Genomic DNA, 20,376 nt, shown 5'->3' on the forward strand with positions numbered 1-20,376 from the left:
CATAAATTAATTTTTATGATGCTCTTATATATAGGGTTTTTTATAGGAAACTTAACTTATTCTTGTTCGAAAATGTCGGCTTCTGGACATTTTCAGGCACGAATAAGTTATTAGTTGAACTTAAAACCCTATTTTTACTCCATAGTTTCAAATTCTTCTTTAATTTCTTCTTCTTCCTCGTCTGCTGCTACAAAAAGATCTATAGATGGCATTTCCTTTAAATCTTGTAGTCCAAAAGCCCTTAAAAATTCTTCAGTTGTTCCATATAAAATTGGTCTTCCTGGAACATCTAATCTTCCTACTTCTTTAATTAAGTTTCTCTCCTGAAGCTTTTGAAGAGCTGAATCACTCTTTACACCTCTTATATCATCAATATCGATTCTTGTGATTGGTTGCTTATATGCAATTATAGCTAAACTTTCTAAAGAAGCTTGAGATAAAGATTGTCTGATATTTTTCTTTAATAATTTTTGTATGTAATCACTATATTGAGGCTTAGTTACAAATTGATACGCATTTTGGATAGATATTAGCTTAATACCTCTTACTTCATCTTCAAAATCCTTTTCCATTTCCTTAAGTAGAAGTTCACATTCATCTAAGCTGCATTCAATTATATTTGCAATATCTCTCGCTGGTAAAGGCTCTCCAGCCGTGAATAATAATGCCTCAATAATAGACTTTAAAGTTTCTTTTTTTGAAACCTGCTTAAATTCAAACTGATTTATGTCAATACTACTCATTATCTATTCTCCTTTTAATAAGAATTTCACCAAAACTGCCTGTCTGGTATACATTTACAACTTTTTCCTTAATCAACTCAAGCAGTGCTAGAAATATAACTACTGTCTCCATTTTACATTCACTTGAACTTATTAGCTCATCAAAGGAATATGTTTTCCCTTCTAGTATGTAATTTCTTAAATCTGTCATTTTATCTTCCATTCTATATCTATCAAGTTGAACGGTTTTACTCATATTTGAGTCTGAAACATCATTTTTTCTATTTCTTACTCTTTCCATTAGTTCATTATATATTTTATATAAGCTTAGCATCGTAACGTTTTTAAGAAGATCTTCATTTGATACATCTGACTTTTCTTCAGGAATAATCTCAGGTTTCTTTGAAAAAACAATCCCTGTATATAAGCTTTTTTCTCGTAAGTACTCAGCTGCTGCTTTAAACTTTCTATATTGAACAAGCTTTTCAACTAAAGATAATTTAGGATTTTGATCGTCTTCATTTTCATCCTTTGCTTTAGGAAGGAGCATTTTTGATTTTATCTCTATCAATGTAGCAGCAATAACTATGAATTCTGAAGTTATTTCTAAGTCCATCTCCTTCATGCTTTGCAAATGCTCTAAGTATTGATTTGTTATTTCAAAAATCTTTATATTATATATGTCCATCTTATTTTTTCTAATAAGATGGAGCAATAAATCAAAAGGACCCTCAAAGTCCGCAATTTTTACTTTTAAAGCTTCCATTAAATATCTCTCCTAAATTATTTATGAACATATTATATAATACCATCTCATTAGTTATTTAACAATTAGGAATGTAATTTAATGGTACTAAATATAGATATCTTTTACGCATTTATAATCTCTTTAATTCTTTCTACAGTTTCACTTACAGTAAGATCACTTGTATCAATCTTAATTGTATTCATATCTTTATATAGTTTAAGACGGTCTAGGCTTCTATTTATACAGTCTTCATCTCTTAAGTTGTTTTCTACATCTTTTCCTATTCTTTTTCTTAAACCTTCTTCAGAACACATAAGCGTAATTTTGTAAACTTCATATTCTATATTATCGAGATTTTTTAAAATACTTTCAAATATCTCTTCTAAATGAATTACCCAATTAAATACTATATATTCGATGGAAGAATTATTTAAAAAACTATTTAACATATAATTTATGTTCTTTTGTACCATTTCTATATTTTCTTCATTAGCTACAAATGGATTTATCATCCAGCACCAATCACCATCAAGCCATACAGAATTATCTAAGCTTTTATATAATTCTCTACAGGTAGTAGTTTTGCCTATACCCATTGCACCATTAATAATTACTAACTTTTTCATATATCCTACCCTCCATTATCAATTCCCTAAATTTAATTATACCATATTCTCTATATTCCTTGAGTAACTCTTATTAATTAGTTAAAATGGATTCTATAGGGTTTTTGATAGGAAACTTAACTTATACTTGTTTGAAAATGTCGTCTTCTGGACATTTTCAGGCATGTATAAGTTATTAGTTGAACTTAAAACCCTATATATAAGTTTCAAAAGGAGACATAAAATGAGTGATATTGTTCTTGAAAGAGATATGTATATCCCTGTCAGAGATTTTTTTATAAGTAAAGGATATGAAGTAAGAAGTGAAGTTAATAATTGCGATGTCTGCGCCATGAAGGGTGATGAGCTCATTATAATAGAACTAAAGAAAAATTTAAGCGTTGATCTTTTAGTTCAAGGTGCAAAAAGACAAAAGACAGCTGATCTTGTATATATAGCTATTCCAAAGCCTAAAAAGCGTACAAGCTTCTCTAAATGGAGAGACATTTGCCATTTAATAAAAAGGTTAGAACTTGGTTTAATATTAGTCTCAAGTAAAAAGACCATTGAAATAGCTATTCATCCAGAAGCTTTTGATAGAGATAAAAGTATTAGACAAAATAAAAGAAAACGTGATAAGCTTATAAAAGAATTCAATGGCAGACATTTAGATATGAATGTAGGAGGAAGCACTGGAGAAAAGCTAATGACTTCCTATAAAGAAGATGCTTTATATATTGCCTGTTGTTTACATATGTATGGTCCACTGTCTGCGGCTAAGTTAAAAAAGCTTGGAGCTGATGCTAAAAAAACCTACTCTATAGTTTATAATAATCACTATGGATGGTTTAAAAAGATTGATAAGGGAGTCTATTCTCTTACAGATGAAGGCATTAAAGCCCTTTCTACATTTAAAGAAATTATAGAAATATTAAAAACTAATATTCAAAATTTCAATGGATAGAATTTTAATTACTATCCATTTACTTTAATTAGATTTATTTCATTATTAAGGGGGGGATTATGATGAAATTAATATCGTTATTTTCAGACAAGAAGTTTTTTAAAGAAACTATTAAGTTAGCACTACCTATAGCCACCCAAAACTTTATATTATCCTCATTAAATCTTTTCGATAATATAATAATTGGCGGTTTAGGTGAAGTTGCTATTGCAAGTGTTGGTCTTGCAAATCAATTCTTTTTCTTATTAAACTTAGTTTTATTTGGGGTTGTAAGTGGTGCTTCAATATTTACAGCTCAATATTGGGGAAAGAAAGATACAACCAACATAAAAAGAGTTCTTGGACTATGTTTGATTACCGCAATATTTGCATCAGCTATCTTTACACTTTTCGCACTTATAATGCCAAATACTATTTTAAGCATTTTCTCAAATGACCCTGAAGTTATAAATATGGGCGGAAATTATCTTAGAATAATTTCTTTAAGTTATATATTTACTGCTATTTCCTTTGCTTATTCTGTTACTTTAAGAAGTATTGGACATGTAAAAGCACCAATGATCGTAAGCGTAATTGCTCTTGGCATAAATACCATCTTAAACTTTGCCTTAGTTTATGGAGTTGGAAGCTATAAAGGTATTGGCGTTTATGGATCAGCTATAGCTACACTAATAGCAAGATTGCTTGAATTTGCAATGATGCTATATATAGTATATAAGCTAAAAACCCCAGTAGCAGCTTCAATAAAAGAACTATCTGATTTATCATTTGAGTTTATTAAAAAATTCTTTAAAATCACAATACCAGTTATATTAAATGAAAGCTTATGGGCACTAGGAGTTACTGTTTACTCTGTAATATACGCACATATGGGAACTTCTGTAATAGCAGCAACTAACATAGTAAGTACAATTGATAGACTTGCAATGGTAATTTTCTTTGGCTTTGGTAATGCTGCTGCAATTATGATTGGAAATAAAATTGGTGAAAAAGATGAAAAAAGTGCATTTTTATATGCTAATAGATTTATTATATTAAATCCTCTTCTAGGGATATTAATGGGTGTCTTAATATATATAGGTGCGCCTTCAATACTTTTTGCTTATAATGTATCAGCCGAAGTTCATAATTATTCAAATTCCATGTTACACGTTTTAGGAATCTTTTTATGTTTTAAGGTATTTAATTATACAAATGTTGTTGGGATATTAAGAAGCGGTGGAGATACGAAGTATTGTCTCTTCTTAGATATAGGTGGAATGTGGTTAGTAGGAGTTCCACTCGTAGCATTAACTGGATTATACTTTCACCTTCCTATAGAAAAAGTTTATATTTTTGTATTCATGGAGGAGATTGCTAAATTTATAGTAGGACTTCCTAGAATTGCTTCTAAGAAATGGATAAACAATCTTGTTGTACATTAATTAAATAAAAGCAGGTATTTCAAAGAAAATTGAAGTACCTGCTTTTAAATATTATTAAATTTAATCTTCCATTTTATCTTAATTGTTAAAACTCCATCGTATAAAATAGCTTCCACTTCATGTCCTAACTGTTCTAATAAAGCTTTAGTAATACATAAACCTAACCCTGAATTTTTTTCACTCCTAGCTAAATCTGCTGTAAAAAATCTATCAAATATATGAGTGATATTTTCCTCATTTATATTCGGAGCATCATTTTTAAATTCTGTTATAATATAGTTATTTTCTTGTCTTAGGTTTATATCTACTCTATTCTTTCCATGCTCTAAAACATTATTAATTAGGTTAGAAAATATCCTTATTACTGCTTTCTCATCAGAAATAATTTTAGGAACATTTTCTTCAATATTAACATTTGGTTCGATGTTTTTATTTATAAAATCCTCATAAAATAATGCCAGAGTTTCACATAGCATATCACCTAGGCTAACTGACTTTAAATCAAATTTATACTCTTTACCCTCAATTCTAGATAAATCATAGAAACTTGTAATTAGGCTTTGAAGAGTTCCTGTTCTTCTTTCTACTATCTCTAAATATCTGTCCTTTTCTTCTTTAGATATATTGCCATCTTTTATTAATTGTATATATCCCATTATAGAAGTTAACGGTGTTCTTAAATCATGTGATAAGTTAGCTATACTCTCTCTAAGTTTCTCTTCATCACTTTTAATTTTTACATTTACCTTTTGTTGAATTTCATATAAATTATTTATATTTACAACAAGGTTTTCTATATCCTTATCTAAGCCCGTCATTCTGACATTAGAGTATTCTCCTTTGCTTTTACTAACTTGCTTTGAGATGTACCTAATATCATACTTTAGCCTTAAAGTATAAGAGAGCAAAAAGATTAAAATTATTATTAATATAGCTATTATCCAAATCATTTTACTCTCTCCTTTCAAAATTCTTTTATCTAATATCTTGCTTTTTAAATATCATTATACCACTTAATGTAGCAATTATTATAGTTATTATAGCTACAATTATTGCCTTTGTAAATTCTCCGCTTGAGGCATGAGTAGATGTAATTACTGCCCAGTTATATGCTGGTGTAATTTCATAAAGTCTATCAAACCAATTATATTTTCCATAAAGATTTGATATTATTGTTGGTACAACTGTAAATAAAACTATACCAATACCTATTGTTGTTCCATTACTCTTTGCTAAAGTTGCTATTAGCATTATCAATGAAGAAACTGAGGTTCCTACTATTAAAGCAGCACTAAATGTCTTTAAGACCTCTATTAATCCTACATCTCCTCCCCAGCCATACATAATAGATGCTCCTATAGATGCAATACTAACCATTATTCCAAGTAGTACTCCAACTGCTATAGCAATTGCAATAAGCTTTGATAGATAATAATGCTCTCTCTTTTTACCATAAGCTAATATATTCTTTATAGTCCCTGAAGAATATTCACCAGCAACTACAGCCCCAATTAATATTGACATTATTATTTCTATTGCTCCTACTCCAAAAGATGAATAATATATCTCCCCTCCCTTTGGATGGAAAATATCCTTAGCTGCTATATGAAATCCTGTTCCACCACCTGGCTGAACCATCGCTGTATCACCATTACTTGTACTTTGAAGTTGATTCATTAATTGCTCTTGCTGAGCCTCTGACATTCCCTTTAAGCTGCCTTTAATAAAATCTTCTGAGGATAAAAGTTTTGAAATTCCTAGTAACATTACAGCTAGAAGTATCATTATAACGCATAATACCTTTATTACTCTTGTTTTATAAACTTTATATATTTCTGCTTTTATTAATCTAGTCATTCCTAACACCCCCTATAGTATTTATAAAATATTCCTCTAGGTTTTGGCCTTTTAGTCCGATTTTATCAACTATAACGCCATTTACTGATAGGAGTGTATTTATCTTACCTACATAGTCTAAATGACTATATACCTTAACAAGATTATTTGGAAATACCATATAATCTGTGATATTCAATTCTTTTTCTAGAATAACAACACTTTTCTTAGGATCACTTACTTGAATTTCAATATATTGCTTACACTTTTCTCTTAAGTCTTTTGCAGAAATTTCTTCAATTAAGTTTCCCTTATCAATTATTCCATAATGAGTTGCTAGCTCAGAAAGCTCACTTAATATATGACTAGATATTAAAATAGTTACATCTTTTTCTTTGTTTACTTTCTTTAATAATTCACGAATTTCTACAATACTAACTGGATCTAAACCATTAATTGGCTCATCAAGAATAAGAAACTTTGGATTTCCAAGTAGGGCATTTGCAATTCCAAGCCTTTGCTTCATTCCTAATGAAAAATTCTTGAACTTTTTCTTTCCAGCATCCTTCAATCCAACTTGCTCTAATACTTCTTCAATTGCTTCTTTTCCTGCAATATTTCTAACTAATCTAGATACTTCTAAATTTTCTCTTGCAGTCATATTAGGATAAAAGGCTGGGCTTTCAACTAAACTTCCAGTAATCTTTCTTGCTTCATCTATATTGTTATCTGAGGCTTCTGGTAAAAGCTCCACTTCTCCACTTGTTTTATGAATAAGTCCTGTAATTAATCTAATTAATGTGGTCTTTCCTGCACCATTTTGCCCAATAAATCCATATATTTGACCTTTTTCAATAGTCATATTAACATTATTCAATGCATATTGATTTCCATATCTCTTTGTAAGATTATGGGTCTTTAAAACTACTTCATTCATAAACTTACTCCTCCTTTTCTTTAGTTATATTATTAAATACATTTTATAATATAAGCTTAATTAAATATTAAGAAAGTATTAAGTGTTATTCTTGAAGCTTAAAGCCTATTCCCCAAACAGTTTGAATATATTTTGTTTCGCTATCTACATGGGCTAATTTAGAACGCAAATTACTCATATGTACATTTACAGCATTATCATCCCCATATAATTCATCATCCCATAGAGCTTTAAATAAATTAGCTCTAGTAAATACCTTTTTAGGATTACTCATTAAAAGTTCTAATATTTTATATTCCATAACCGTTAAAACTATAGTTTTATCTTTTACAAGTACTTGCTTTGCTTCAGTATCTAAAACAATATTTTTATAAGTTAATTTGCTATTTGCAATCTTCGGCATCGAGAATTCTTTATATCTTCTTATTTGTGCCTCTACCCTTGCTAAGACTTCATGAATATCAAAAGGCTTAACTATAAAATCGTCTGCCCCAAGTTTTAAAACATTAATCTTGTCCTCTTGAGCTGTTTTTGCAGAGATTACGATTATTGGCATTATTTTAAGTTTTCTTGTTTCAGATATAAGTTCCTCACCACTTATTCCTGGCAGCATTAAATCAAGTAGCATAATATCATAATCATACTGCTCTATACACATTTTCCCCTCTGTACCTGAGTAAGCGCTTCTTACTAAATAACCTTCTCTAGTTAATATATTTGTAAGTAAACTATTAATATCACTATCATCTTCAACTATTAATACATTTGCAATTGGATTCATATCTTTAAAAATCCCTCCCAATTAAACTTATAAAAGTACTAATTAAATTGTATCATGAAATTCCATAAATTGAAAAAAGCTTAAACCATATTTTTTAGTTTAAGCTTAATATTACTTTATAATTCTTTATTCTTGCATATAGAGCAGGAAATAATATAAGATACAACCCATACTAATACTACAATCAAACCTCCAAGAATAGGTAGGATATATGGCTTTTCTTGTGAAATAGATATTGTTTTATTAATTAAGTTAATCATAACTGCATTTTTGCCGCTTAAAAATGTTGGTAGTAGAAAGACTATAAATGAAGGAACCATATATATTATCATTGATAGCATTTTGCCTTTCTCTAATCCAAATTTATAATAAATAGGATATTGAACTAAACATATAATTGAAGCTACAACTCCTGAAATACATACAATTGATAATTCTAAATTGCTTAATAAATTATTAGAATAGAAGTACCAAATTACCCCTCCATTGATTCCCCACATAATTATTATTAAACTAGATAAATATAAAAATCTTCCAAGCACCATATGAGATATCTTTGAGGGTAACATATAATACATCTTAGTACACTCCTCATTTACTTCTGCCGAAAATAGAACCGTTCCAACTATTACCAAAAGAAAAAACATATACCCAATTCCTAATATAGGATTCTCTTTCATAAAGAAAATTAGAAATATTGCAGGTAGTAATAAAAAATATCTAAAGATACCTTTCATCATCCTAAAATCAAGTTTTAAAAAGCTTAAAGATTTCATTACCTTTTCCCCCTAACACCTTTTATATGAAATACTACAATATCATCCACTCTTGGCCTCTCAATTAAAAACCCATCCTTAAAATACTTTGCATCACTTGAATGAATTAATCCCTCAAAGCCTATATTTGATTTCTTACATCCAATAAGCTTCTTTTCTCTTTCATCTGTTAAGTCTTCATTTCCACCTTTAACAATTAAATAGCTCTCTACTATATTATCTTTTGAGTCATAAAAAATAGTTTTTCCTTTATCTATAAAATATAGATAGTCTGCTATCTTTTCTAAGTCGCTCATTATATGTGTTGAGAACATAACACTTCTTTCCCCATCAGATATATAATCCTGTAATATTTCAAGAATTTCACTTCTTATTACTGGATCAAGTCCACTAGTAGGTTCATCAAGCACTAAAAGTTTAGTGTCTCTTGATAAAACTGTAGCAAACATTAATTTAAGCTTCATACCTTTAGAAAATTTTCTAAGGGCTGTCTTCTTTGGCAGTTCCCACGTATTAATGTAAGATATAAACTTCTCCTCATTAAAGGTTGGATAAAAATCTTTTAAACTACCTAATATATCATTTATATTGAAACACTCAGGATAATAACATTCATCAGCTATATAACCTATCATTTCTTTATAGGCTTCCTCATTATCAATATAGCTTTTCCCCATAACAGTTATTTGTCCGTTGTCTCTTTTTAACTGCTCCATAATAAGCTTAATAGTTGTTGTTTTACCAGCTCCATTTTGTCCTATATATCCTAAAATATATCCTTTAGGTAATTCTAAATTGATATCTTCAAGTTTAAAGTTTCCAAAGTTTTTACTTAGATTTTTAATTTCAAGTGCATTCACCTTTCTCACTCCTCCATCAAATTTTCTAATATTTCTATAAGTTCTTTATTAGATATGTTTGCAATCTTGGCATCATCAATAGCTGATAAAAAGGACTCTTCTATTCGTCTTAAGTACTGTTCTTTTACCATTTGATTATCCTTAGGTAAAACTACACTACCTTTACCTTGTATTGTTGCTATAAAGCCTTCAGCTTCTAAATCAGAATAAGCTCTTGTAGTAGTAATAACACTTATGCCTAATTCTTTAGCTAACTGTCTTATTGAGGGTAAAAATTCATTTTCAGTAATATTTCCTGATAGAATCTGCTCTTTGATTTGAACTTTTATTTGCTCATATATAGGTAAATCAGATTTATTTGAAATTAATATTTTCAATAATTCTACCTCCTTTGTTAATACTGTATATATTATAATATATACAGTATATACACTATTGTCAATAAAAAATATAAATTTAATAAAAATAAACACCTACTTAAATTAAAAGGTGTTTATAAATAAAAGCGTTCTTATATTAATAAAACATAATAAGCAGCAAGCTAGTATTTTATTATAAATATGTTAAAATGCAGAAAATGGAATCCGTGAGAATTATTTAAATACTAACTTAATCATCGGAGAGGTGTTTATTATGAAAAAGTTAGAAATACAAATAGTAACTGAGTAAATCAAAAATGTATGAAAACTAAGGGAGTGTCGCTAAAAGTAAAAAGGCCCTGCAATTGCAGAACTTTTACTAAAATAACGACTTAAATATCTAATTTTATAGTGTAATTTCTAGCGAGTTATCACTTCTATTATCTTTGTTACTACCAATATAACATTTACTATTACTAACAGTACAAGTACTATTTGATTAGTCTTTTTTTTGATTACTATTTCATCATATTTTTTGTTTTTATTCTTTCTATAGTTGTAGTACATGTATAGAAATATACATCCTTCTATAAATAGGCAAATCCATTGTATACTATCAATTATTCCTAACATTGAAACTAATTCCTTTCAATTGATTTTTTTACATATAATCATTTAGATTATACTCTATTTCATTTATTCCTTATAAAATTATCAAATACAAATTTTAAAATCACTAGTTGGAGGAATAAAAGTAATAACATTGATAACTCAACTGAAAATTTATATTTAAATGATAAGATTATTAAAATAAATAAAGTGAATAGTACTATAGCCTGCATTATAATGAAGCTTACAAGTTTAATATCTTTTTTCGTAATTACCTCTTTAAAACATATTTTAAGAGAACATTCACCTTAAATAACTGTTCTTCGCCCAGGCATCCTAATTTTAGGCTATGATTTTTTTATTCTCTATTCTCATTAATATATTTCTGATACTTTATTTCTGAACTATTCCATGAAAATTTACCAATTATTATACCACCTATAATACCAAATAAAGAATCTATAATGATATTTTGAATATTAAACATAAGCTTACCTTCCATTAGTCTGCCAATTCCAATAAACATATTTATTAAGAATATAAAATATAAGATCCATAATACGGTATACTTATTTTTTCCTAATTTACGTACTTTTGACCAGGATTTAAAATTCTTATCCATCAGCACTTTCCCCTCCTAAATACAACTACACATATTACAATAACTTACAATTGTCTATTTGTTTTATTATACAGTATAAAATTACATAATTACAATATTTTGCATATTTCTTCAACTTAGACTGATTTAAAAGCAATAACATTGGTATCTTAATTAAAATGTTATACTTTAATGCCAAAAGTATGATTATAAATGAAGTTAATGTAGAAATCTACGAAAACCTAGTACTTGATTTTTCTGAACTGTATCTATAGATAAATTCAAATTAGTGAGTAAGGACATTGTCCAAACCCACTATTTTTATTTGCTTAAATAACTAAATTCACTAACAGAATACTATCCATTCCTATTTTGTTGTTAGTCTGTTCCATTTATTCATTTACAAAAGTTATAAAACTTGCAATAAACCATATAATTCATCCTCTAGATATAATCTTTTTATTCATAATATATATTATAGGAATAACAAATATAACATTATATAGTAATCTTAATGCTTGATTTTCTATATTAATTTTAAGAATATCCAATATTTTATAACTTAACATAAAACCAATAAATACAGAAATAAATAAAATAAAATAATATTTAAAATTTTTCATTTTTAAACTTATTTCCTCTCAATACAATTAGGAAAAACTTCTATAAGTATATATTAGATTGCCTGAAGGGGATATAGATAGATCCTACATTGTAGTATTTATTATCGTCAATATTTCTGCATACATAATTTGAAATTACTGTACCAATTAATCCGCCTAAGAAACAACCAAGTATTCCACCTTCCATTTGTCCAAAAATTGTTCCAACTAAAGTTCCTATGGCGGCAGATCCTCCTATTATTATATACTTAAAAGTTGTCCCTTTTAAGTATACATTTACTGTACTTCCACCATCAACATATTCCATTTCATCGCAGTCAATGTCTTCATAACTGTTTGGTAATTGTAATTCATAATTTCTGTTTAATACAAATGCGCTCATTTTTACCATCCTCCCACCTTATTGTAATTTTGTAATTATTCACATCAAAAGTATTTACAGCTTTCCTAGTTATCTCGAGCTAACTGTGGTTAACCATATATACCTCTATTGGCTAATTTAGATTTACTCCTATTAAGTCTATAAAAACACTAAAGTATGTTATTTTCTCATATTTCTCAAGTGTAATTCTATATACCTACTTTACTATATTATTAAATATTTGTGTTAATTTCGCAGCAAACGTTGAACAAATTGTAATAAACGTTAAATTTTACCATTGGTTTATTCATATTTAACCATTATTTTTGCTAGTTAAATATCTAATTCTTAATTTCAGAATAAAATAAACTAATTAAATTAAAACCCTGTAATTTATTTGATTTTTGAATTTATTTTCACATGAAAATATAAAAAGTCATCTTAAAAGTAAATCTATACTTTTAAAATGACTTTAATTATCTAAACATCAGGTTCTACATGTACTATAGCCTCACTTATATTAAACTTATCTATTAACATTTTCTCAATTTCTACTGTTATACTATGCCCTTCTACAAGGGTTAATTTTGAATCAACTGTAACAATTACATCTAAAAGAATTACATTCCCATGAGCTCGCCCTCTTACACTTTTAATACTTTTAACCCCATTAACAGTGCTTATACTTTTAGATATATTATCTAATTCTTCTTTTTCAAATCCATCAGATAGATTATGAGAGGCTTCACTAAAAATTTCCCAACCAGTCTTTATTATAAGTATTCCAACAATTACTGCAGCAAGAGGATCTATCCATGGGAAACCAAATTGAGAAGCGAAAATACCAACTGAAGTTCCTACACTTACCCATGCATCAGAGAGATTATCTTTGGCCGCTGCCATTAGCCCAGCACTATTTATCTTAACTGCAATTTTCTTATTATATTTATAAACAAAATAAATAGCTATTGCACAAATAATTGCTGTAATTGCTGCAACTATATCTGGTTTTTCTCCTTTAAAGTATATTATTGACTTAGCAGCAGTATAAAGAACATTTAGCCCAACTACTATCATGATTAGTGAAGCTACTAAGGAAGCTATAGTTTCAGCTCTAAAATGTCCATAAGCATGATTTTCATCTGCTGGTTTTCTTGATATTCTAAGTCCAATTAAAACAGCTAATGATGCTACTATATCTGTGGTATTATTGAGTCCATCAGCCATTAAGGCTTCAGATTTTGAAAGATATCCAACAACTAATTTGAATATTGCAAGAGCTATATATGCTAAAATACTAACACGTGCACCTTTTTCTGCTATCTTTAAGTTTTCATATTTATCATCCATAATTTTTGCTCCCTGATATTATAAATTATTCTACAAACTATAGTATTTATTTTTCACTTAAATAATATCCAAGGCTAACTTTAGTTTATTTTCTTTTATTATTTCTAGGATACCAGCCTTTGTTAACCCTATTCTCTTGTTCGAATAATTCCATTATACCCCAAAAAAGAGCAAATCCCAATATTCCTAGTAGAACTGAGGCTATTACTTCTTTAATGCTTATTGAGCCAACTAAACATATAATCCCGGCTATTAAAAACAATGGCCAAATTCTCTTTCCAAAATAAAATTCAGATTTTACAACTAATGGATGTAAAAAACCAATTATAAAAAATGCCCCAATACCAATTATTATTCCATAATAATTCATAACTTCACTCCTTGAAAATTTATATGTTATTTAAAATACTGAAATATAGCTTCTATATTGGCTTTTACACTATATTGTCCAGCTTCAATTGGTGCTGAGGCACTTGCTTTATAGACAGCATTCATAGGTGCTATTCTATTAACAGCTTGTTCTGTTATTTTAATGGGTATAGCATCCAACCTTACATTTAAGCTTCCTGCCATAACCATAGCCTTATCTTGAGCATCCTTTATTGCTAATTTTAATGCACTTAAATATACTTTGTTTTCATCAGATACAAGAAAACCAATATTTCCTATGTTATTTGCTCCACTAGCAACTGATGTATCTATTATCTCTCCAATTTTATCTATATCTCTTACAAGAACCCTTAAATTATTTCTTACCTCATAACCTCTAAATACTTGTTTCCCATCCACATAATCATTTCTAATATTTATATTATAATCTTGAGTTTGTATATCCTTTAAATCTACTCCTAGCTGTCTAATGCTTTCTATAACACTATTTGATATCTTTGTATTTTCTTCTTGAGCTAATTTTATATCCATATTCTCTGTTATTACACCAATAACTACTTCTGCCATATCAGGTCTTACATATACTTCGCCTTCACCAATCAAATAGAACCTATTGCTAACATCTTCTTCTCTAATAATTCCATCATATAAATCGTTAAATGCATATCTAATATCATCTTGAAACATAATTTTTTTCCCTTCAAAATAATTACTATTTTATATTATGAAACTAATACTAAATGGTACATTAAATAAATTTAAAATCCAGGTTCAAGAGAAATGATCTTGAACCTGGATTTTCATTTAGATTTTTCATTTAATATTTTCTTTTAATTCATTAAGTTCATCCTCAGTTATATTTCTCCACTTACCAATATCAATGTCATCAATCTTTATGTTAATTATTCTAATTCTTTCTAATCTTATAACTGTATAACCAAAGGTTTTTGCCATTTTTCGTATCTGTTTATTTAATCCTTCAGTCAAAATAATTCTAAAGATATTGTTATCTATTTTATTTACTTTGCATGACTTTGTAATTTTTTCGCCTAGTTTAACACCTTCAGACATCCCATTAATAAAATTATCATCTATTGTTTTATCAACTGTAACAATATATTCTTTTTCATGTCTATTTTCTGAATTTAGTATTTTATCTGCTAGCTCCCCATCATTAGTCATTATAATTAATCCTTGTGATTCCTTATCCAGTCTTCCAACTGGGAAAATATATTCAGGATAATTAATATAATCAATTATATTATCTTTAACATCTTTTGCCGCAGTACAAGTTATTCCTACTGGTTTATTCAAAACTATATATACTTTTTCTTTTCTTTTAATAGGTACCCCATCTAAAAGTATTGTATCTGTTTCCTCCACCCACTGCCCTGGAATCGCAAGCTCACCATTTATAATTACCCTTTTATCATTAATAAACCTATTGGTTTCAACTCTAGAACAATATCCATAATTACTTAATAGTTTATTTATCCTCATTTGTAACTAGCAATCCCCTTTTCAAATTAACTGTATATAGGGTTTTAAGTTCAACTAATAACTTATTCATGCCCGAAAATGTCCAGAAGCCGACATTTTCAAACAAGAATAAATTAAGTTTCCTATAAAAAACCCTATAGAATAAATTTATCACTTAAATCAACTTTTGTACAATTTACATTTTATCATGATTAACACTTATTATTTATGTAATCACAAATATTTATAAGCTGAATATACTATACTGAGGTGATAATATGTCTAATTTACAATTTGATCTTAATGTAGAACAAGTAGAAACTCCCTCAACTGTTGTTCCTAATCCAGAACTAGTAGCAAGAACAAATAGATTTTATCAAGTACCAGTATTTTTAAGTCATCCAACAAGTACTACTTTAAATAATCTTCAAATAAGATTTCTTCTTAGATTAATGGAGGAGCTAAAAAAAGTACTACTTTTCCCAAGAACTCTTCCAAACACAGAACAATATCCTGAATCAACTATGATAAGCATAAGAAGAGTTGTTAACTCTAGCTTTGGGATGATAACCTTAAATCTTGCTAGAATAAAGGTAAGAGTTATAGATACCAATGGTGCAACTGTTTATGCTAATGAAATAGGCAGAGAATACTGGACAGGCTCAGCTTTCTCATTTATTGAACCTGCAATGGCCTTCCAACGTGGTCTACCTCAATTATTTATTACTGAAAGTACAGAAGCTAGTCAAGATGTATTTGAGACTGGTGGAGTTGCTCCTTTCAGAGTATTAATTTGGGATTCTTCAAAAGGAATTGACTTTTTCTTTAGTAGCGTTGAATGGAAAGAAGCTCTTCAGAATTGGTCTGCAGAAGTTAGAAGCGGTTATTTCTTACAAACTCAACCAACTTATGATTATGTTTCTGAAAAATAACAATAAATTTATAGGACGAAAACTAAATGTTTTCGCCCTTTTTAATCTGACATTTTATTTTTTCATTCCTGTATAAATTAAAATTGCATCTCTTAAGAACTCAGCTGCTCCTTTAGTTATCTTATCATAGTATGCTGTAAATCTCTCATCATCAACATACATTTGTGCTAAGCCTGCATGAGCTTCTTTGCTATATGAATCCCAATAAAAGCTTAACCATTTACGATGTAAATCAGCAGTTTTTTGAGCTAGCTCTCCTGCTGGATCTCCAGTTTTAATTGCTTCCTCAAGAGTTTCTAAAACTTCATTAGAAAGATTAGTTATTTCATCATACTCCTCCTGGGTCATATTCTTCAACTTCTGGTTAGACTTATTTATTGTATCATCACCATATTTTTCACGAATTTCTTTTCCATATTTCTTTTCATTTTCATTTATCAAATTTTGTTTAAATCCTTCAAATTTCTCTTTATCAGACATTATAGTTCCTCCTTCAGTTTGAGCAATAGTTTTATTAACATTTTCAATTAACAAATCTAATTGTGCTCTTTTTTCAAGAAGCTTTTCACGGTGTTTCTTCAGTGCTTTTGCTCCATCAAAGTAAGGTGAAGTCATAATATCTCTTATATTTTCTAAGCTTACTCCAAGTTCCCTGTAAAAAAGAATTTGCTGCAGCCTATCTACTTCAGCTAAACCGTATATTCTATATCCTGATGAGTTTATTCTTGCCGGCTTAAGAATACCTATCTCATCATAATACCTTAATGTTCTGGTACTTACTCCTGCTAATTTCCCAAGTTTCTGCACTGTGTATTCCATGTTTACGCCTCCTTACAAACTTAATATACACCTTGCCGTAACGTTAATGTCAATAACAATTTATATTTTTTTATGTAATTTTATATTAGGCTTAATAGGTAAAAATTGAATAAAATGTGACTTGAATCATATTAATTAATTCATTTCCATAATAAACTAGTAAACAATCTACTAAATAATGTTTTAACAACTTAGGGGGAGTATACCATGTTTAATTACTTAATATTATTTATATCAATTACTCTAATTATATATATGTATGTACAATACATTTTACTTAATTATGAACTTAATAATTCAAAGAAATTAATGAATTTAATTTTATCTCATATTGGTGATGGGGTTATTATTTCAGATAATAATGGAAAGACCATTTCAACTAACTCCATAGTTAATAGTATTACAAATATTGATGAAAAGAATTTAAAGAGTCTTTCTTCTGACTCAATTTTAAAGACTATATCTAAAATTATATATCAAAATTCTCAAGATGGAAATTCTAAAGATAGCACAAACTTAATTTGTGAAGATGATTGCATTAATAAGTCAGTATTAGTTACTAAGAAAAGGAATGGAGAAATTTATAACAAAGTCACAATATTACATAATCTTTTCGAATGCACTACTGCTCATCAAATAATACATAAAATGGCTCACTACGATTCATTAACTGGTCTAGCAAACAGAAGCTATATTAATGAACTCTTAAATTTAGAATTAGAAACTTCTAAGAAAAATAATTCTGAAACTGCAGTTGTATTTATAGACCTAGATAACTTCAAAATTATTAATGATACTTTAGGACATGATATTGGAGACCTTGTTTTAAAAGAAGTAAGTTCAAAAATTCAAAAACATCTAGGTAATGAAGCCCATATAGGAAGATTAGGCGGAGATGAATTTCTAATAATCTTACCTGAAATAAAAAGTCCAAATGATTCACTAAATAAAATCAATAAACTCTTGGATGACCTAAATGGCTCGCTACCCATAGATAATAAAGAACTTTTTATAACTGCAAGTGCCGGAATATCCATATGCCCTTTACATAGTACTGATGCAAAAACTTTATTAAAAAATGCTGATATTGCTATGTATAATGCCAAAAACAAAGGAAAAAACCAATGTCTTATATTTAATGAAGAAATGAGTATAGAAAGATCTACAAAGCTTGAAATTATTGAGGATTTAAAAAATGCAATTGATAATAATGAATTTAAACTTTTTTATCAACCAAAAGTTGACATAATGACTAACAAAATGATTGGAGTAGAAGCACTAATACGGTGGTTTCACCCAAAAAAAGGAATCATACCACCTTCTAAGTTTATACCTATTGCTGAAGAAACTGGATTAATTCTTCCAATCGGAGAATGGGTTCTATTAGAAGGTTGCAGACAAAACAAAATATGGCAACAATCAAACTATTCCCCTATTGAGATGTCAATAAATTTATCTACACATCAATTTGAACATCCTAGTATTATTAATACAATAAAAGATATATTAAACAAAACTCAGTTAGATCCTAAGTGGCTAGAACTTGAAATTACTGAAAGTATAGCAGTTAAGTCTTTTGAGTATGCCTCAAGAAAGTTATCTAAACTGAAAGAAATAGGAGTTTCAGTAGCAATGGATGACTTTGGAACAGGATATTCCTCCTTTAGCTACTTAAAACATCTGCCAATTGATACTCTAAAAATAGATAAAACTTTTCTTGATGATATTGCTAATGATACAAATGAGGAGTTAATTACTGCTTCAATGATAAATTTAGGGAAAAGGTTAAATCTCACAGTGGTAGCAGAAGGTGTTGAAAACAATGAACAACTCTCTTTTTTAAAAACAAATAAATGCAATATTGCTCAAGGATATCTATTTAGTAAGCCTATTCCCTCCTCTGAAATTGAAAAACTATTTTAAGATTTTTATCTAAACTATACAAACTAATATATGAGGTGATTTCTATGAAAGATCGTATTATTATAATTGGCAGTGGTACAGCTGCTCTTTCAGCAATAAAAGCCATTAGAGAAATAGATTCTGATAGTGAAATTTTAGTACTAGGAAAAGAAAACTTTTATCCTTATTATAGAATTAAAATTTCTAAAGGTCTTTTAGATGGATTAAGTGAAGACAAGCTTTTACTTAACAAGAAGGATTGGTATGATTCTAATAACGTTAAAATTCATTTAGGCCATAAAGTGATATCAATTGAACCTGATAAAAAAGCTATAACTTTGGAAAATGGTAAGACCTTGGTTTATGATAAATTGCTGATTGCTACAGGTGCAACTAATAATATTCCCCCTATTAAAGGAATAAATAAAACTGGAGCATTTACGCTTAGAGATTTAGACAATGCTTTTGATGTATTAAATTACCTTAATGCGTGTAACACTATCCTATTAATTGGTGGAGGAATTCAAAATCTAGAAGTTGCTAATATATTATCAAGAGAAGGTAAAAAAGTTATAATCGCAGAATTTGCTTCTAGATTAATGCCTAAATTACTTGATATCTATTCATCTAATTACTTAAAAGAAGTAATGGAGACTCAAGGGGTTAAAATTTTATTAAATACGCAAATTGAAGAAATTATAGGAGATGAAAAAGTTCAAGGATTTAAAACTAAATCTGGAATTGAGTCAGCTTGTGATATGATAATTTACTCTACTGGAATTAAACCAAATACCGAAATAATTAATAATACATCCATTAATATTAATAATGGTATCATCGTTAATGAGCGAATGGAAACAAATATATCAGATATTTTTGCTGCTGGTGATGTATCAGAATTTAATAGTAGAACTTATGGATTATGGAATGTTTCAGGTGAACAAGGTAAAGTTGCTGGTGCAAATATATGTGGCCATGCTAATATTTTTATCCCTCCAATACAATTTTCTTTAATTAATGCCTTTGGTTTATCTATATACTCAATTGGTGATATTGAAGAATCTATTGAAACAAATTTATTTACTCAAATAGATAGCGAAAATAAAAAATATTATAAGGTTTTGGTTAGAGATAACAAGATTATTGGTGCCATTATTTTAGGTGACCAAAAAAGAGCGATGATTATGAAAAAACTCATAGAAAATAAAACTGAAGTTAATTATGATTGCTCTTCATTTACCTCTATTAATGATTTTATAGAAATAATTAAGGACATAAAATAAGTTAACTCATACCTG

General features: G+C 28.5%; 23 protein-coding genes. 5 read left to right on the forward strand and 18 right to left on the reverse strand.

What is annotated here, in order from left to right; genetic code table 11:
* Window positions 1-134: 134 nt before the first annotated feature.
* The 3 genes from scpB to JK634_RS04035 all read right to left on the reverse strand — a co-directional run bounded on the left by scpB (window position 135) and on the right by JK634_RS04035 (window position 2,096).
* Complete coding sequence (gene scpB / locus JK634_RS04025; protein ID WP_202766336.1) at window positions 135-743, reverse strand: SMC-Scp complex subunit ScpB; 609 nt, start codon at window positions 741-743, stop codon at window positions 135-137.
* On the reverse strand, window positions 736-1,488 hold the full coding sequence (locus JK634_RS04030) for a segregation/condensation protein A (protein ID WP_202766337.1): 753 nt from the start codon (window positions 1,486-1,488) through the stop codon (window positions 736-738). Before JK634_RS04030 ends, scpB begins: the two co-directional genes overlap by 8 nt.
* A gap of 104 nt (window positions 1,489-1,592) precedes the next feature.
* Window positions 1,593-2,096, reverse strand: coding sequence for an AAA family ATPase (locus tag JK634_RS04035; protein ID WP_202766338.1), 504 nt, complete (start codon window positions 2,094-2,096; stop codon window positions 1,593-1,595).
* Window positions 2,097-2,319: 223 nt separating this feature from the next.
* On the opposite strand from JK634_RS04035, the gene JK634_RS04040 reads away from it, so the two are divergent.
* Window positions 2,320-3,039 (forward strand): DUF2161 domain-containing phosphodiesterase, encoded by a 720-nt coding sequence (locus JK634_RS04040; RefSeq protein ID WP_202766339.1) that lies wholly within the window; start codon window positions 2,320-2,322, stop codon window positions 3,037-3,039.
* 59 nt (window positions 3,040-3,098) lie between these two features.
* Window positions 3,099-4,463, forward strand: a complete 1,365-nt coding sequence (locus tag JK634_RS04045; RefSeq protein ID WP_243425552.1) for an MATE family efflux transporter — start codon at window positions 3,099-3,101, stop codon at window positions 4,461-4,463.
* A 44-nt stretch (window positions 4,464-4,507) separates the two neighbouring features.
* Here the strand turns inward: JK634_RS04045 and JK634_RS04050 are convergent, their stop codons facing one another.
* The 14 genes from JK634_RS04050 to JK634_RS04115 form a co-directional block, all read right to left on the reverse strand.
* A complete protein-coding gene (locus tag JK634_RS04050; protein ID WP_202766340.1) occupies window positions 4,508-5,413 on the reverse strand; it encodes a sensor histidine kinase in 906 nt (301 codons plus the stop codon).
* Between the two features lie 25 nt (window positions 5,414-5,438).
* Window positions 5,439-6,320 carry an ABC transporter permease subunit gene (locus tag JK634_RS04055; RefSeq protein ID WP_202766341.1) on the reverse strand — a complete coding sequence of 294 codons (882 nt, stop codon included), beginning with the start codon at window positions 6,318-6,320 and terminating at the stop codon, window positions 5,439-5,441.
* On the reverse strand, window positions 6,313-7,236 hold the full coding sequence (locus JK634_RS04060; RefSeq protein WP_202766342.1) for an ABC transporter ATP-binding protein: 924 nt from the start codon (window positions 7,234-7,236) through the stop codon (window positions 6,313-6,315). The genes JK634_RS04055 and JK634_RS04060 overlap by 8 nt, the downstream gene beginning before the upstream one ends.
* A gap of 85 nt (window positions 7,237-7,321) precedes the next feature.
* On the reverse strand, window positions 7,322-8,017 hold the full coding sequence (locus JK634_RS04065; protein ID WP_202766343.1) for a response regulator transcription factor: 696 nt from the start codon (window positions 8,015-8,017) through the stop codon (window positions 7,322-7,324).
* Window positions 8,018-8,133: 116 nt separating this feature from the next.
* Window positions 8,134-8,793 carry an ABC-2 transporter permease gene (locus JK634_RS04070; RefSeq protein ID WP_202766344.1) on the reverse strand — a complete coding sequence of 220 codons (660 nt, stop codon included), beginning with the start codon at window positions 8,791-8,793 and terminating at the stop codon, window positions 8,134-8,136.
* Complete coding sequence (locus tag JK634_RS04075) at window positions 8,793-9,662, reverse strand: ABC transporter ATP-binding protein (protein ID WP_338031205.1); 870 nt, start codon at window positions 9,660-9,662, stop codon at window positions 8,793-8,795. Before JK634_RS04075 ends, JK634_RS04070 begins: the two co-directional genes overlap by 1 nt.
* Window positions 9,659-10,030 carry a GntR family transcriptional regulator gene (locus tag JK634_RS04080; protein WP_202766345.1) on the reverse strand — a complete coding sequence of 124 codons (372 nt, stop codon included), beginning with the start codon at window positions 10,028-10,030 and terminating at the stop codon, window positions 9,659-9,661. The genes JK634_RS04075 and JK634_RS04080 overlap by 4 nt, the downstream gene beginning before the upstream one ends.
* A 402-nt stretch (window positions 10,031-10,432) precedes the next feature.
* Window positions 10,433-10,645 (reverse strand): hypothetical protein, encoded by a 213-nt coding sequence (locus JK634_RS04085; protein ID WP_202766346.1) that lies wholly within the window; start codon window positions 10,643-10,645, stop codon window positions 10,433-10,435.
* A 334-nt stretch (window positions 10,646-10,979) separates the two neighbouring features.
* Window positions 10,980-11,243 carry a hypothetical protein gene (locus JK634_RS04090; protein ID WP_202766347.1) on the reverse strand — a complete coding sequence of 88 codons (264 nt, stop codon included), beginning with the start codon at window positions 11,241-11,243 and terminating at the stop codon, window positions 10,980-10,982.
* A 642-nt stretch (window positions 11,244-11,885) separates the two neighbouring features.
* The gene (locus JK634_RS04095) at window positions 11,886-12,227 is read right to left on the reverse strand and encodes a hypothetical protein (protein ID WP_202766617.1); all 342 of its coding nucleotides are present in this window, start codon (window positions 12,225-12,227) and stop codon (window positions 11,886-11,888) included.
* A gap of 459 nt (window positions 12,228-12,686) precedes the next feature.
* The gene (locus tag JK634_RS04100) at window positions 12,687-13,556 is read right to left on the reverse strand and encodes a cation diffusion facilitator family transporter (RefSeq protein ID WP_202766348.1); all 870 of its coding nucleotides are present in this window, start codon (window positions 13,554-13,556) and stop codon (window positions 12,687-12,689) included.
* A gap of 85 nt (window positions 13,557-13,641) precedes the next feature.
* Window positions 13,642-13,926 (reverse strand): DUF4491 family protein, encoded by a 285-nt coding sequence (locus tag JK634_RS04105; protein WP_202766349.1) that lies wholly within the window; start codon window positions 13,924-13,926, stop codon window positions 13,642-13,644.
* Window positions 13,927-13,952: 26 nt separating this feature from the next.
* Window positions 13,953-14,633 (reverse strand): SIMPL domain-containing protein, encoded by a 681-nt coding sequence (locus tag JK634_RS04110; RefSeq protein ID WP_202766350.1) that lies wholly within the window; start codon window positions 14,631-14,633, stop codon window positions 13,953-13,955.
* A gap of 126 nt (window positions 14,634-14,759) precedes the next feature.
* Window positions 14,760-15,446 (reverse strand): pseudouridine synthase, encoded by a 687-nt coding sequence (locus JK634_RS04115; RefSeq protein ID WP_202766351.1) that lies wholly within the window; start codon window positions 15,444-15,446, stop codon window positions 14,760-14,762.
* A gap of 257 nt (window positions 15,447-15,703) precedes the next feature.
* Between JK634_RS04115 and JK634_RS04120 the strand changes: the two genes are divergently transcribed.
* Window positions 15,704-16,357 carry a hypothetical protein gene (locus JK634_RS04120; protein WP_202766352.1) on the forward strand — a complete coding sequence of 218 codons (654 nt, stop codon included), beginning with the start codon at window positions 15,704-15,706 and terminating at the stop codon, window positions 16,355-16,357.
* A 54-nt stretch (window positions 16,358-16,411) separates the two neighbouring features.
* Here the strand turns inward: JK634_RS04120 and JK634_RS04125 are convergent, their stop codons facing one another.
* Entirely contained in the window at window positions 16,412-17,176 is a 765-nt protein-coding gene (locus JK634_RS04125; protein WP_202766353.1) for a MerR family transcriptional regulator, read from the reverse strand.
* Between the two features lie 207 nt (window positions 17,177-17,383).
* Between JK634_RS04125 and JK634_RS04130 the strand changes: the two genes are divergently transcribed.
* Both JK634_RS04130 and JK634_RS04135 read left to right on the forward strand, forming a co-directional pair.
* Window positions 17,384-19,099 carry a GGDEF domain-containing phosphodiesterase gene (locus JK634_RS04130; RefSeq protein ID WP_202766354.1) on the forward strand — a complete coding sequence of 572 codons (1,716 nt, stop codon included), beginning with the start codon at window positions 17,384-17,386 and terminating at the stop codon, window positions 19,097-19,099.
* A 44-nt stretch (window positions 19,100-19,143) separates the two neighbouring features.
* The gene (locus JK634_RS04135; protein ID WP_202766355.1) at window positions 19,144-20,361 is read left to right on the forward strand and encodes an NAD(P)/FAD-dependent oxidoreductase; all 1,218 of its coding nucleotides are present in this window, start codon (window positions 19,144-19,146) and stop codon (window positions 20,359-20,361) included.
* Window positions 20,362-20,376 lie beyond the last annotated feature (15 nt).

It is taken from the genome of Clostridium paridis (assembly GCF_016765615.1).
In the GTDB taxonomy this organism is placed as follows: Bacteria; Bacillota; Clostridia; order Clostridiales; family Clostridiaceae; genus Clostridium_T; species Clostridium_T paridis.